Below are 13,948 nucleotides of genomic sequence, written 5' to 3'. Positions count from 1 at the left end.
GCGCGCAGAGAAATTGATGACTATGGTCAGAAACCTCAAAATTGAGCACCAGAAATCAAGAGTATCGGACCATGTCACGATCACTATTGGTATTCGTCACTGCGATGAAATCGACCGAGGGATGACAGCGGAAAAACTCGTTTCTGTAGCGGATAAAGCTTTGTTCCATGCGAAGCACAATCAGCGTGGTACCATCCATATGTTTAGTGGTACCACGTGGCAAGAATAGTGGGTAAAACTGCGATTATTTTTCGCTATGCTCCCAACGCTGCGCTGCTTTTTGATCGCTATCACGCGAGTCAATCCAGCGACTTTCTTGAGTCGTCAGCTCTTTCTTCCAAAATGGCGCGCGGGTTTTCAGGTAATCCATGATGAACTCGCACGCTTCAAAGGCCGCATTACGGTGCGCACTGGTCACACCGACAAACACAATTTGATCGCCGCTGAGCATGTCGCCAACCCGGTGAATCACTCGAACTCGCTGTAAAGGCCAACGCTCTTCCGCCATATCGCAAATTTCCAACAAGGATTTTTCCGTCATCCTTGGATAATGCTCAAGGTGCAGCCCCACCACATTATCGCCCAAATTCATGTCACGAACTTTGCCGATAAAAGTAACTACGGCTCCCGCATGAGTACCTTGCGATAAAGCCTCGTATTCCTGAGCGACAGAGAAATCTTCCGTTTGTACAGAAACGCGATTGTCCATATTAACCTCCGGTTACTGGTGGGAAGAAGGCCACTTCATCACCTTCTTGTAACGGCGTATCAAGTGGCACAATCGATTGATTGACTGCGGCCAGCAACTTGCCTGGCTCTAGAGCCAAATCCCACTTACCCGGTTGCTGAACCAAATGCTGACGTAAAGCTTCTACACTCGCAAAATGCTCATCCACGGTAAGGCTATCGCAACCGACTAACTCTCGGGTTTGTGCAAAAAACAGTACCTTAATCATGCATCCACCTTAAAGTGTCCTGACTTACCACCCAATTTTTCAAGCAACCGAACATTCTCAATCACAATGTCTTTCTGTACCGCTTTGCACATGTCGTAAATGGTCAGCGCAGCAACCGACGCCGCTGTCAGCGCTTCCATCTCAACACCAGTTTTGCCGCTGAGTTTACACAGCGATTCAATGCGCACACTGTTTTGCTCCGGCAGCGCTTCTAGCTGTACTTCAACTTTGGAAAGCAGCAGAGGATGACAAAGCGGGATCAGCTCCCACGTGCGTTTTGCCGCTTGAATACCAGCAATACGCGCTGTGGCAAACACATCACCTTTGTGGTGCTGACCAGAGAGAATCAGTTGCAGCGTTTCTGGTGCCATGCGCACATAAGCTTCCGCACGAGCTTCACGAACCGTGTCGGCTTTATTCGACACATCCACCATATTCGCTTCACCCGAAGCATTAATGTGAGTGAGTTGACTCATCAAACCTCCCTTATACCGTCAGGTGTGGCATAAAGTTACATGGGCGATGAGAAGCATCCAATTGCTGTTTAATGATTTTTGTCCAACCTGTGCGGCATGCACCCGTTGAACCCGGCATAGCAAAAATCACCGTGTGGTTAGCAAAACCCGCTACCGCGCGAGATTGAATGGTCGACGTACCGATCTCTTCAAAAGACACCATACGGAACAGTTCACCAAAGCCTTCCACTTCTTTATCAAACAGAGGTTTGAGTGCTTCAGGTGTGCTGTCACGTGACGTAAACCCAGTGCCACCCGTGATCAAAATCGCTTGGATGGTTTCATCGGCAATCCACTGTGAAACTACCGCACGGATTTTGTACATATCGTCAATGACGATCTGTTTATCCGCCAGTTTATGACCCGCCTCTTGTAGCTGTTCAGCCAGATAGCGACCAGACGTATCATTTTCTTCAGTACGCGTATCTGACACCGTTAATACGGCGATGTTTGCTGCTTGAAATTTGCTTTCTGCGTGACCCATTTGTTCACCTTTTAAAAATGGTTAAACCTCGATGGAGAGGTCAAATTATCGGTAGAAACTCAGCCGCCAATTGACGCTAAATGAGGCGTGACACCCGAGTTTCCATCATGCAGGAAGTGGGTTTCTGCCTTGTTTTGCAACTGGGCTTGAATTCGTTCAATCAATGCGTTTTCTTGTTGATCTTCCTGAAGGAGATCGCGCAAATCTATGCCTTGTTCGCCAAATAAGCAGAGATGCAGCTTGCCGAGCGCCGAAACACGCAGGCGATTACAACTGCTACAAAAGTTCTTCTCATAAGGCATGATGAGGCCTATCTCCCCTTGGTAATCAGGGTGGATAAACACCTGTGCAGGGCCATCGTTATCGGCTCTGGCTTTGAGTAGCCAGCCGTTACCGAGGAGATAGTCGCGGATCGAAGTGCCAGAGACATGATGGCGAGCAAACAGCTCATCCATTTCTCCGGTCTGCATCAATTCAATAAAACGTAGTTGGATGGGCGGTTTTAATCCACTCCATGAATTTGGGCAGTTCAAGGTGGTTAAGATTTTTCATCAGCACCACGTTGACTTTGACTTGCTCGAAACCGACTTCAAACGCGCGATCAATACCGGACATCACTTGCTGGAAGCGGTTTTCACCCGTGATTTGCGCGAACATGCGAGGGTCAAGGCTATCGACACTCACATTGAGGTTCGTCAAACCCGCCTCTCGCCACTCTCCAATATATTTGGCTAATCGGTAGCCATTGGTGGTGGTGGCAACTTTCTGAATGCCGGGAGTTTGCGCTATGGTTTGAATGATTTCACTGAAATCTTTGCGCAGCGAAGGTTCACCGCCGGTAATTCTCACCTTCGAAGTGCCACAATGGGCAAACGCATTCACCACACGGCGAATCTCGTTAACGGTCAGAAAAGAGGCAGGACGATCCGCTGACGGCTTATAGCCATCAGGTAAGCAATACGTACATTTGAAATTACAAACGTCGGTTATGGATAGACGTAAATAGTAGAATTTACGTTGAAATCTGTCTTCGAATTGTTGCGCCACAGAACACCTTTCCAAATACGGGAGGCAAAATCATTTCCAATCCTGCCCTTGTGACATTCTGTCACTGGCTTACAACGCATATTTAAAGGTTTAAACTTAGCGCGGTAAACTCGGAGTTAAGGCCAAGCAGTACGATGTTTCCATCTCTTTAGCTCAGGCTGCTGGTAAAATACTTAATAATTGTATGTGATTCTAGCCTTAACGAGAAAAAAATGATTACCTTGGGGAAATTAGCCCTAAATGGGTACTCATTGTGAATGAAGTTAGTTAAATTGCTGCTGGTTATGAAAAAATAAGAAGATGCTCATGTCTCTATACGAAAACAAAAAAGTCGTTGCCATCGGGGGTGGTCATGGTTTGGGACGCATGTTGGCGGCGCTCAAAGTCTTTGGCTCCAATGCAACAGGCATAGTCACCACCACAGATAATGGCGGTTCGACAGGACGTATTCGTCACTGCCAAGGTGGCATTGCTTGGGGCGATACCCGCAATTGCATTAATCAGCTTATTACCGAGCCTTCCATCAGCTCGATGATGTTTGAGTATCGCTTCAAAGGTACGGGAGAACTCAATGGCCACAACTTGGGCAACCTAATGCTCACAGCTTTGGATAACCTTTCTGTACGTCCACTGGATGCGATTAATCTGATCCGCAACATGCTCAAGGTCGATGTGAATATTCTGCCGATGTCTGAACATCCGTCCGATCTGGCAGCACTCTCGATAGACGGTAAATGGGTAACGGGTGAAACCAGCGTTGATGAGATGACGCAAGATTTGCGACGACTTGACCTCTCACCAGAAGTCCCGGCAACCAAAGAAGCAATTACCGCGATACAAGAAGCGGACTGCGTGATTCTCGGCCCCGGCAGTTTCTTAACCAGCATCATGCCACCGCTGCTATTACCAGAATTAGGCAAAGCGATTGCTCGCAACCTGAACGCGAAACTGGTTTTTGTGGAAAACCTTTCCCCAGAATATGGGCCAGCAGGAAGAATGAGCCTAGAACAGAAGCTGGAGTGGTGTGAAAGAGCGTGTCAGGGACGCAAAATCGATGTGGTTTTGGGTCACCACCCTCATCCTGATCTGCAAGGACGTTGGAACTTTGTGACCCGTGATTTAGCTTCGGCCAACCGCGACTGGCGTCATGATCGGCAGAAGCTCAGAATGGCGATTGAAGAGCAGTTAATGAACAAGATCTGAGTAACACTGATGCGTGTGCTTAAGCAGTTCAAGCATCTGTTCCACCTCTAGCGAGATGTCAATCATCTCGCCAGATTTGGCTCGGCTATCCAGCTCTACGGCTTTTGCACACAAGCGATCTGCACCAAAACTGGCAGCACTGCTTTTCAGTGCGTGGCTGATTTCTTTGAGGTACTCCAACTTGTCAGCCACAGCCTCACTTACCAGCTTACATTGGTAGTCATTTAACTCACCGAGAAAGATGTTGACCAAAATCGGCACATTTTCTTCGCCAATTTCTCTTGCCAGCAAATCTATTTTGCTTTGGTTAATCCATTCTCTCATCGCTTACCGCTCCTTCTCTTTTTCTTTGACTTTCTCATTCCAAGCTTGGAGCTTGCGGTAAATCGTCGATGGGCTGACATCCAAATACGTTGCCGCACGAGGAATATTGCCGTCACAAGCTTCAATAGCTTGTTCTATGGCTTGCTTCTCCGTCATCCACAACGGGAAAATTTCATGCACCGACACGACTTTATTTTCATTCGCGAGAGGCAACGCTCGATTAACTGGCTCTGGCATTTGGTTAAGCGGCGGTGGCAACATATCCAAAGTAATTTCACGCCCTTCATTCAACACCACAACGTTACGCAATACGTTTTGCAGTTGGCGCACGTTACCCGGCCACTCATAGTGACGGAAGCGTTCGACCACTTCTGCCGACAAACGTATGAAGTCCTTACCTTCCTCTTTGGACATGAAGCCAAGTAGCGAATAGGCAATTTCAATCACATCATCACCGCGCGCGCGCAATGGCGGTAAATGCAGAGGGATCACATACAAACGGTAATACAAGTCTTCACGAAAACGGCCTTCTTGCACTTCTTTCCATGGGTCGCGGTTGGTTGCACAAACAAAGCGCACATCCACGCTTTTCATTTTGGAAGAACCGACCTTTTGGAAAGTCCCTGTTTGAATGAAGCGCAGTAGTTTGGTCTGTAAATCCAAATCCATTTCGCAAAGCTCATCCAAAAACAGTGTGCCACCATCAGCAGCTTCAGCAGCCCCTTGGCGTTCAGTCGCCGCTCCCGTAAAAGCCCCTTTTACGTGGCCAAACAGCTCACTTTCGATCAGATCTTTAGGAATGGCTGCACAGTTAATTGCAATAAACGGTTTATCGCCTCGTTTACTCGCAGCATGAATCGCTTCGGCACACACTTCTTTACCTGTACCACTTTCGCCGGTAATGAAGATACTTGCTTTACTGCTTGCCGCAGAATCGATAGTGCGATATACGGCTTGCATGGTTTGGCTACTGCCGATAAAGCCTTGGTAATTTTGATTTTTATTATCAACGTCGTTTTTGAGTTTCGACGCTTTACGGATCGCGTTATTCACTGTTACGCGTAGACGATCCGCTTCACAAGGCTTAATCAAAAAGTCTTGAGCGCCGTGGCGCATCGCTTCAACCGCTGTATCAATCGAGCCATGTGCGGTCATAAATACGATGGGAACATCGGGCGATTTCTGTTTTACTGCGTGTAACACGTCCATACCCGTCATATCAGGCAAACGTAGATCAAGCAGGATCAAATCAGGTTCGCGGCGGCCAATACTTTCAATGGCATCGCGTCCAGTTCCGACGATATTGATATCAATATCCAGTGGGGTGAGGTAAGAACGATACAGAGCCGCAACCGACGCCGTATCTTCTACCATGAGTAAGTACTTTGCTTTTTGCAAAGATTGTGTGTGTTGCATAGCCTAGCCATTATTGTTTTGCATTTTGCTGTAATAATTGCATTTGGAATTGCATTTTGCAAATTTGAATTGAAATTTCCTAACAGACAACGCTCAAGATCACAAAATATTGACCTATTTGAGTTGGCACGATATGTGCTTAATTACTATTGACCCGCAAGGGTCACCTAGCCAACTGACGTTGTTAGTGAATAAAAATATTCACAAATAACAGCCAATAGACTCATTCTATTGGCTATTTTTTTATCTGCTGTTTCCTATCTATTCAACTGTTAGTAATAAACTGCTGACGTAATTGGTGGATCTCGTCGCGTTTTTGAGCCGCTAATTCAAATTCTAAATTCTGCGCATGTTGATACATCGCCGCTTCCAGTTTGCTGATCTCTTTTTCCAATTGTTGAGGAGTCAGTACTTGGTACGTCGCAGACTCTTCAGCCACTTTTGCCAAAGGCACCACTTTGCTGTTCTTCTGCTTACGAGATTTAGCAATATCGCCCAGCTCCATGATGTCTTTCACGCTGCGTTTTAATGGCTGCGGAGTAATGCCAAGTTGCTCGTTATAAGCATGCTGCTTCTCACGGCGGCGCTCAGTTTCATCCATCGCTTTACGCATCGATTTAGTGATCGAATCTGCGTACAAAATAGCTTTCCCGTTGATGTTACGGGCAGCACGGCCGATGGTCTGAATTAATGAACGCTCTGAACGCAAGAAGCCTTCTTTGTCTGCATCAAGAATAGCCACTAAGGCAACTTCCGGCATATCGAGACCTTCACGGAGCAAGTTGATCCCCACCAATACATCAAACACACCCAAACGCAGATCACGGATGATTTCCACCCGCTCAACCGTATCAATGTCCGAATGCAGATAGCGCACTTTTACACCATGCTCATGCAGATACTCGGTCAGATCTTCCGCCATGCGTTTGGTTAAGGTTGTCACTAAGATCCGCTCATCATTCGCGGCACGTACACGCGCTTCTGAAAGCAAATCATCAACTTGAGTAGCAACTGGCCGCACTTCGATGATCGGATCCAACAAACCGGTTGGACGAACTACTTGATCCGCCACTTCACCACCCGATTTGGTGAGCTCATACTCACCCGGCGTTGCAGACACAAAAATGGTTTGCGGAGCCAGCGCTTCAAATTCATCAAACTTTAATGGACGGTTATCCAGAGCCGAAGGCAAGCGGAAACCAAACTCGACTAGCGTTTCTTTGCGTGAACGGTCACCTTTAAACATCGCGCCAATTTGTGGCACGGTGACGTGTGATTCATCGATGATCAGCAGACCATCGTGAGGTAAGTAGTCAAATAAGGTTGGAGGCGGCTCCCCCTCGGAGCGCCCACTGAGATAACGCGAGTAGTTTTCAATGCCAGAGCAGAATCCCAATTCGTTCATCATCTCAATATCAAACTGAGTTCGCTGAGAAATCCGCTGCTCTTCCAACAGCTTATTGCTATCCAGCAGATACTGGCGGCGCACTTGTAACTCACTCTTGATCAGCTCTATCGCCTCAAGAATACGTTCACGCGGCGTCACATAGTGAGTTTTTGGATAAACCGTATAACGAGCCAAATCGCGTGACGTAATCACGCCCGTTAATGGGTCAAACAAGCTGATGCATTCAACTTCATCGTCAAACATCTCTACTCGAACGGCTTCTTGATCCGATTCTGCTGGGAAGATATCAATCACTTCACCACGCACACGGAACTGACCACGTTCAAAAGCCATATCATTGCGTGAGTATTGCAACTCAGCCAGACGGCGCAGCATGTCGCGTTGGTTAATCACATCACCTCGGCGTAAATGCAGCATCATTTTTAGGTAAGAATCGGGATCACCCAAGCCGTAGATGGCGGATACAGAAGCCACAATGACGGCATCTTTACGTTCCAATAAAGCTTTGGTAGCCGATAACCGCATCTGTTCAATATGTGCGTTGACCGACGAATCTTTCTCAATAAACGTATCCGTACTGGGCACATAGGCTTCTGGCTGGTAGTAGTCATAGTACGAAACGAAATATTCCACCGCATTATTGGGAAAGAAGCTTTCATTTCGCCATAAAGTTGTGCAGCTAACGTTTTGTTGGGCGCGAGTAAAATCGTAGGGCGCTGAGCGGTGGCAATTACATTGGCTAAAGTAAAGGTTTTACCCGAACCCGTTACCCCAAGCAGAGTTTGATGAGCCAACCCCGCTTCCAAGCCTTCCAACAACTGCTTAATCGCTGTCGGTTGATCGCCTGCGGGTTGATAGTCTGAAACCAGTTCAAATGCTTTGCTCATTGCATCCTCGTCACGCTTTTTTGTTGAGCGCTATTGTTGCTGTATGCGCAGTGGATGATCAAGCACTTATTCCGCCCCTTTTGGCTACGCACAACATGGTGTAAACAGATTTCCTAGTTCCTGTGCGGCGGATCTTAGTTTTACTGAAAATTTTCCTAGCTTCATAGAATGAGGTTTGCTAACATCCTCAGCCCTACTTCGGCCTCTTGCCAAACTCCATCAGAAAAATAATCCACCTGTTTTCCCCAGTTTTTTCTCTGAGCGCTTATTTGTGCCTGAAAATCATGATTGAACAACGTAAAAATCAACTTGTGGAAAAGCAAACTTAGTTATTGAAAAACAATATCTTAATGAAAAATTCCACGCCATTTCAAAATTGAGCTTTTACTCAAGAGTTAGTCTAACCATCCCTTGTTCAGAATCCATCAACACAGTTATCCACAATTTTGGTGGATAAGTGAATGCAGCTCAATAGCGGTAAGGGATACAAAAAAGTAAACCCTTGGCCACACAAAAAAGGGACATTTTTTTCATCGAAAAACATTGACACTCCAAACTTAGCTCGCTACCATCCGCCGCAAAGCTATTCCTCCTTAGTTCAGTCGGTAGAACGGCGGACTGTTAATCCGTATGTCGCAGGTTCGAGTCCCGCAGGAGGAGCCAAATTCAAGAAAAAAGACGTCCTTGGATGTCTTTTTTTGTTTCACTTTTGGGTTTCAACTACAGATCAACTCTAGCCTTCCCAATTTAATCCGCCTACTCATAATTCCTTGCCTAACTTCTAGGAAACCGCTCGTTCAACTGTTTGCTAACTGACTTTTTATTTTCTCACGTAGTGCTTTATGTGCTGGATTGTTGGCTTCACGCTTGTGATAAACCAAGTGATAAGGGATCACACCTGTACTGATCGGGCATTCCAACACTTGCAGTTGTAATGTACTCGCCCATTTCTGTGCAAAAGAATGGGAAATTACCGCTAAAGAGTCTGATTGAGATACGTAAAGCGCAATCCCAGCAATGGAGCCACAAACAAGGTCGACTTGACGTTCTTCAATCGGCTCACGACAAATCTGTTCTAATCCACTGAGCTTGTCCCAAACTCCGCTATAAAATACGTGTTTCTCTTGATAGAACGCTTCCTTGGTTATCGTATTCTGTATTCTCGGGTGTCCAGCTCGGCAGATCACAGCCAACGGTTCATGATGAATTTCCTCAACCACAAAGGCACTCTCTTTTGCCAGCATGGTATCCAGAATTAAATCCACATTCTGTTGACGAAGCAGCTCAAGTAGCTGGCGTTTATCTGGGGGCGATTCACTGAGTGCCACATTTTCCAGTGGTAACAAACAGTGAAGTATTGCCTCATTGCATAAAACATTGAAGTGATCGCGCATCCGCATCGTGCTTTCAATCATGTTGAGTGCTTGACGAAAGAATGGCACGAGTTGATGCCCTTTCGTTGTCAAAGCAATTCCACGGCCATTTTTTGTAAATAAAGGCTGACCGTATTGCTTTTCCAATCGTTTGATCGCCGAACTCACCGCAGGTTGGGTGAGCTGAAGCTTTTCCGCCGCTTTAGTAAAGGATTGAAACTCAGCAACCACCAAAAATGTCCGGACTAAATTGAGGTCCATAAATCATTACACCTATAAATTTAATTTATGAATATTAAAACATTCACTCGATTGTTTCTCTTTAAAATTAGGACTAATCTGAATCGGATATGTATTTGTTTGAATAGACATTTTCGAACTTTTCCACGTGATGTTAGTTCAAATAATCGTGTAATCCACATGAAAAATGGAGTGAATATGAGTACAGGCAAACAAAAGCGCTCAAGCAAGTTGCTGCTCAATGCATGCACACTTGCCATGGGTGCAGCGTCAGCAACTGCTTATGCAGCAGATAAACCCAATATTCTAGTCATATTCGGTGACGACGTTGGTTATTGGAACTTAAGCACCTACAACCAAGGTATGTTGGCATACACCACGCCAAATATTGATAGCATTGCAACGGAAGGTGCGAAGTTTACCAACTTCTACGCACAGCAGAGTTCAACCGCAGGTCGTAGTGCTTTCATCACAGGTCAAATGCCTAAGCGTACAGGTTTAAGTAAAGTGGGAATGCCAGGTGCACCTGAAGGCATCAGTGAAAAAGATCCTACTATCGCCACTATGTTGAAGCAACTAGGCTACGCGACCGGGCAGTTTGGTAAAAACCATTTAGGCGATCGCGACGAACATCTTCCTACTAACCACGGTTTTGATGAATTTTTTGGCAACTTATACCACCTGAATGCGGAAGAAGAACCAGAGAATGTGGATTACCCGAAAGATCCTGAGTTCCGTAAGAAGTTTGGCCCTCGTGGTGTGATTCACTCCTATGCGGATGGCAAAATTGAAGATACAGGCGCACTCACTCGCAAACGCATGGAAACTGTAGATGGCGAGTTCCTTGATGCAGCTGAATCATTTATCGAGAAACAAGTTAAAGCGGATAAGCCTTTCTTTACTTGGTTCAACACGACTCGTATGCACAACTTTACCCATGTACCGGAAGAGTACCAAGGTAAAACTGGCGCGGGTTTCTATGCTGATGGAATCAGACAGCACGATGACCAAATTGGTCAACTGCTGAAGAAAATCAAAGATCTTGGTGTCGATGATAACACCATCATCATCTATACCACCGATAATGGCCCAATGATTAACCTGTGGCCGGATGCGGGTATGACGCCATTCCGTAGTGAGAAAAATACGGGCTGGGAAGGTGGTTTCCGAGTTCCAGCCCTGATCAAATGGCCTGGCAAAATCAAACCAGGAACCACTCTCAATGGCATCGTCTCTTTGGAAGACTTCTTCCCAACTCTGGTTGCAGCCGCGGGTAACGACAAAGTCAAAGATGAACTGCTGAAAGGCAAAAAAGTCGATGGCAAATCCTACAAAGTCCATTTAGATGGTTATAACCAGCTGCCTTACTTCACCGGGAAAACCGAAGAATCCGCTCGTAAAGAGTTTGTGTACTGGAGTGATGACGGCGATTTAATGGCGCTACGTTATGGCCAATGGAAATTCCATTTCATGATCCAAGAAACGGAAACAGGATTGGATATCTGGCGTAAACCATTAACGAAAATGCGTATCCCACTGATCTTTGATCTCAGTATCGATCCATTTGAGCGTGGTGATACTGGTATTGGTTACAGTCAATGGATGTACGAACGTGCCTTCTTAATGGGCCCTGCATCGGCGAAAGTGGGTGAAATCATGGATTCATTCAAAGAATTCCCACCCGTATGGAAGCCGGTAGCTTTGTTCCTAAGTAACCGCTGAGCTCATTTAATGTCGTTTGGCGCTCTACGGAGCGCCATATTTTCTATTCACCAAGGAATTATGAATGGCTAAAACCTCAATGCAAACATCAACTCTGCTCGATCTTGTGCCGCTGAAAACGGCTTATAAAGATCTCAGCGCACAGCCAACTTATCAACGCCGCTTCCACGTAATGGCTAAACCGGGTGGCGCAAAATGTAACATTGACTGCCAATATTGCTTTTACCTGCACAAAGAGAATCTACTCCATCAACCTAAACAACCTATGATGGATGACGAAACTCTTGAAGCCTTCGTGAAGAGCTATATTGAGAGTCAAGATGGCGATGAAATCGTCTTCTCTTGGCAAGGCGGAGAATCCACCCTGCTAGGCTTAGACTACTTTCGAAAAATCGTTCAGCTGCAGAAAAAGCACCAACCTAAAGGCGTTCGTATCGAGAACGACCTACAGACCAATGGCATCCTTCTGAATGATGAATGGTGTCAATTTCTGGCAGAGAATCACTTCCTTGTTGGCCTTTCTATCGACGGGCCAGAAGAGATCCACAACAAATATCGTGTCACCCGCAGCGGCAAACCGACCTTTCATCTCGTGATGGCCGCGGTAGATAAAATCAAAGCCCATGGTGTTCGTTTCAACGCACTGGTCACTGTCAACCGTTATAACGTCAAGTATCCACTTGAAGTCTATCGTTTTATGACCCGCGAGCTGGGCGCGACTTACGTGCAGTTTAACCCTGTGGTTGAACCGAGTGACTTCAAGACCACCGCACCACAGTTCTGGAATGAAAGCATGATTCCGGTTGTCGGCAGTGAGTTAGCCAAACCGGGGCATCCTATGTCCATCGTGACCGATTGGTCGGTGGATGCCGATGACTGGGGACAATTCCTGATCACCATTTTTGAAGAATGGGTGAACAACGATTTAGGCCGAGTGCTGGTTAACCTTTTTGAGACGGCAGTCGCGCAGGTGATGGGGAAACCTGCACAACTGTGCACCTCTGCAGAGTTCTGTGGTAAAGGACTCGCCATAGAACACAACGGTGATGTGTTTAGTTGCGATCACTATGTGTACCCAGAGTACAAACTCGCCAACGTGAAACAACGTCAACTCAACGAAATGGCATTTTCGATAAGACAGCAAGCGTTTGGCATGGCCAAACGAGATTCATTGCCGAAATACTGTAAAGCATGCCCTTATCTGAAACTTTGCTGGGGGGAATGCCCCAAAAATCGTCTGCTAAAAACACCAGACGGTGAAGAAGGGCTAAGCTATCTATGCTCGGGGATCAAAGCATTCTTCGACTATTCACTGCCAATGCTGACAGGCTTGGCCGTACTTCTAGGACAGCAAAATGGAACAAACCAATAAGCAATCGAGCAGTCATGAACTCAATAGTGCACATCATGATGTCATCAAATTATTGAATGCCATTGAGTCACAAGTAGTTGGCCAACGAACGGTCATCCGCAGCTTAATTTTAGGCCTGCTTTGCAGCGGGCATGTGCTGCTAGAAGGTTTGCCGGGTACAGCCAAAACGCGTTCGGTAAAGGCGTTAGCCAATGCGCTCTCCATTTCTTTTGGGCGCATCCAGTTCACACCCGATTTGTTGCCTTCCGATGTCACCGGAACCGAAGTTCTGCAAGAAACCGAAGGCAAATCGTCACTGCATTTTCAACCCGGCCCGGTCTTCAATCAAATTGTTCTGGCGGATGAAATTAACCGCGCGCCCGCCAAAGTACAGGCAGCCTTATTAGAAGCCATGGCCGAAGGTACAATTACCGTTGCAGGACAAACTCATACCTTGCCTGAGCTGTTTATGGTTTTGGCAACCCAAAACCCGATTGAGCAGGAAGGTACTTATCCCCTGCCCGAAGCACAGATGGATCGCTTTCTGATCAAAGCCTTGGTTGAGTATCCCGACAAAGAAGCTGAACGCGACATCATTCGTCTGGTTCGCCAGGAAGAAAACGGGGTATTTGCTAGTGAACCGCAAGCCAATATCACGATTGATCCGGCGAGTATTCTTAAAGCCCGCCAACAAATTGCAGCCTTGTCACTTTCAGACATGGTGGAGAGCTACATCATTGAATTGGTGATGGCAACTCGCAATCCTGAGCACTATGCGCACTCCAAGCTCGCCAACTGGCTCACGATTGGTGCAAGCCCACGCGCTTCCATCGCGTTGGATAAATGTTCACGCGCTCTGGCATGGTTAGAAGGTCGTGATCATGTCTTAATAGATGATGTACGCGAAGTCGCTTCCTTGGTTCTCGGGCATAGACTCAGCCTTTCTTATGAAGCGCTGGCCGAAGGTATCAGTCAGCAAGATGTCGTCACTGAATTGCTTGATGTGGTCAACATTGGGTAAT

The 13,948-nt window shown here is 46.6% G+C and carries 11 protein-coding genes, 1 tRNA gene, 3 pseudogenes and 1 riboswitch; of the genes and pseudogenes, 6 read left to right on the top strand and 9 right to left on the bottom strand.

Translation table 11 applies throughout. The features are described from left to right. On the top strand, positions 1-229 hold a 229-nt coding region (locus D908_RS06755), incomplete at its 5' end, for a diguanylate cyclase domain-containing protein (protein ID WP_005525386.1). A 15-nt stretch (positions 230-244) separates the two neighbouring features. Here the strand turns inward: D908_RS06755 and moaE are convergent. The 5 genes and pseudogenes from moaE to moaA all read right to left on the bottom strand — a co-directional run bounded on the left by moaE (position 245) and on the right by moaA (position 3,002). Beyond that, positions 245-709 (bottom strand): molybdopterin synthase catalytic subunit MoaE, encoded by a 465-nt coding sequence (gene moaE / locus D908_RS06760; RefSeq protein ID WP_005525385.1) that lies wholly within the window; start codon positions 707-709, stop codon positions 245-247. 1 nt (position 710) lies between these two features. Then, positions 711-956, bottom strand: a complete 246-nt coding sequence (gene moaD / locus D908_RS06765) for a molybdopterin synthase sulfur carrier subunit (RefSeq protein ID WP_005525384.1) — start codon at positions 954-956, stop codon at positions 711-713. Beyond that, positions 953-1,432: a cyclic pyranopterin monophosphate synthase MoaC gene (gene moaC / locus D908_RS06770; protein ID WP_000080912.1), complete on the bottom strand. Its 480-nt coding sequence runs from the start codon at positions 1,430-1,432 to the stop codon at positions 953-955. Before moaC ends, moaD begins: the two co-directional genes overlap by 4 nt. Before the next feature lie 10 nt (positions 1,433-1,442). Beyond that, positions 1,443-1,955, bottom strand: coding sequence for a molybdenum cofactor biosynthesis protein B (gene moaB / locus D908_RS06775; RefSeq protein ID WP_000509704.1), 513 nt, complete (start codon positions 1,953-1,955; stop codon positions 1,443-1,445). A gap of 59 nt (positions 1,956-2,014) precedes the next feature. Continuing rightward, positions 2,015-3,002 (bottom strand): annotated as a pseudogene (moaA, locus tag D908_RS0119605) (GTP 3',8-cyclase MoaA). After that, a riboswitch (molybdenum cofactor riboswitch) is annotated at positions 2,991-3,130 on the bottom strand. It overlaps the preceding pseudogene by 12 nt. Before the next feature lie 178 nt (positions 3,131-3,308). Here moaA and D908_RS06780 point away from each other — a divergent pair. Next, entirely contained in the window at positions 3,309-4,205 is an 897-nt protein-coding gene (locus D908_RS06780; protein WP_005525383.1) for a YvcK family protein, read from the top strand. Here the strand turns inward: D908_RS06780 and luxU are convergent. The 3 genes and pseudogenes from luxU to uvrB form a co-directional block, all read right to left on the bottom strand. After that, positions 4,188-4,529: a quorum-sensing phosphorelay protein LuxU gene (gene luxU, locus D908_RS06785; RefSeq protein ID WP_001209532.1), complete on the bottom strand. Its 342-nt coding sequence runs from the start codon at positions 4,527-4,529 to the stop codon at positions 4,188-4,190. The genes D908_RS06780 and luxU overlap by 18 nt on opposite strands. A gap of 3 nt (positions 4,530-4,532) precedes the next feature. Continuing rightward, positions 4,533-5,945: a quorum-sensing sigma-54 dependent transcriptional regulator LuxO gene (gene luxO / locus D908_RS06790; RefSeq protein WP_001164908.1), complete on the bottom strand. Its 1,413-nt coding sequence runs from the start codon at positions 5,943-5,945 to the stop codon at positions 4,533-4,535. A gap of 265 nt (positions 5,946-6,210) precedes the next feature. Then, positions 6,211-8,240, bottom strand: a pseudogene (gene uvrB, locus D908_RS06795) (excinuclease ABC subunit UvrB). Between the two features lie 587 nt (positions 8,241-8,827). Here uvrB and D908_RS06800 point away from each other — a divergent pair. Beyond that, a tRNA-Asn gene (locus D908_RS06800) sits at positions 8,828-8,903 on the top strand. A 134-nt stretch (positions 8,904-9,037) separates the two neighbouring features. Here D908_RS06800 and D908_RS06805 read toward each other — a convergent pair. Continuing rightward, positions 9,038-9,874, bottom strand: coding sequence for a LysR family transcriptional regulator (locus D908_RS06805; protein WP_005525379.1), 837 nt, complete (start codon positions 9,872-9,874; stop codon positions 9,038-9,040). A 177-nt stretch (positions 9,875-10,051) separates the two neighbouring features. Between D908_RS06805 and D908_RS06810 the strand changes: the two are divergent. From D908_RS06810 to D908_RS06820, 3 genes and pseudogenes are all read left to right on the top strand, one after another. Beyond that, positions 10,052-11,568 (top strand): annotated as a pseudogene (locus D908_RS06810) (arylsulfatase). 71 nt (positions 11,569-11,639) lie between these two features. Further along, complete coding sequence (locus D908_RS06815; RefSeq protein WP_005525377.1) at positions 11,640-12,947, top strand: anaerobic sulfatase maturase; 1,308 nt, start codon at positions 11,640-11,642, stop codon at positions 12,945-12,947. Beyond that, on the top strand, positions 12,931-13,947 hold the full coding sequence (locus D908_RS06820; protein ID WP_000438471.1) for an AAA family ATPase: 1,017 nt from the start codon (positions 12,931-12,933) through the stop codon (positions 13,945-13,947). The genes D908_RS06815 and D908_RS06820 overlap by 17 nt, the downstream gene beginning before the upstream one ends. Position 13,948: the final 1 nt, after the last annotated feature.

The organism is Vibrio mimicus CAIM 602 (genome assembly GCF_000338875.1).
GTDB classification, from domain to species: domain Bacteria; phylum Pseudomonadota; class Gammaproteobacteria; order Enterobacterales; family Vibrionaceae; genus Vibrio; species Vibrio mimicus.
This window is presented reverse-complemented; position numbering and strand designations above follow the sequence as displayed.

Bases quoted from the DNA above. Each gene is read 5' to 3' on its own strand.
- moaE (WP_005525385.1), bottom strand. From the start codon at position 709: ATGGACAATCGCGTTTCTGTACAAACGGAAGATTTCTCTGTCGCTCAG.
- moaD (WP_005525384.1), bottom strand. From the start codon at position 956: ATGATTAAGGTACTGTTTTTTGCACAAACCCGAGAGTTAGTCGGTTGC.
- moaC (WP_000080912.1), bottom strand. From the start codon at position 1,432: ATGAGTCAACTCACTCACATTAATGCTTCGGGTGAAGCGAATATGGTG.
- moaB (WP_000509704.1), bottom strand. From the start codon at position 1,955: ATGGGTCACGCAGAAAGCAAATTTCAAGCAGCAAACATCGCCGTATTA.
- D908_RS06780 (WP_005525383.1), top strand. From the start codon at position 3,309: ATGTCTCTATACGAAAACAAAAAAGTCGTTGCCATCGGGGGTGGTCAT.
- luxU (WP_001209532.1), bottom strand. From the start codon at position 4,529: ATGAGAGAATGGATTAACCAAAGCAAAATAGATTTGCTGGCAAGAGAA.
- luxO (WP_001164908.1), bottom strand. From the start codon at position 5,945: ATGCAACACACACAATCTTTGCAAAAAGCAAAGTACTTACTCATGGTA.
- D908_RS06805 (WP_005525379.1), bottom strand. From the start codon at position 9,874: ATGGACCTCAATTTAGTCCGGACATTTTTGGTGGTTGCTGAGTTTCAA.
- D908_RS06815 (WP_005525377.1), top strand. From the start codon at position 11,640: ATGGCTAAAACCTCAATGCAAACATCAACTCTGCTCGATCTTGTGCCG.
- D908_RS06820 (WP_000438471.1), top strand. From the start codon at position 12,931: ATGGAACAAACCAATAAGCAATCGAGCAGTCATGAACTCAATAGTGCA.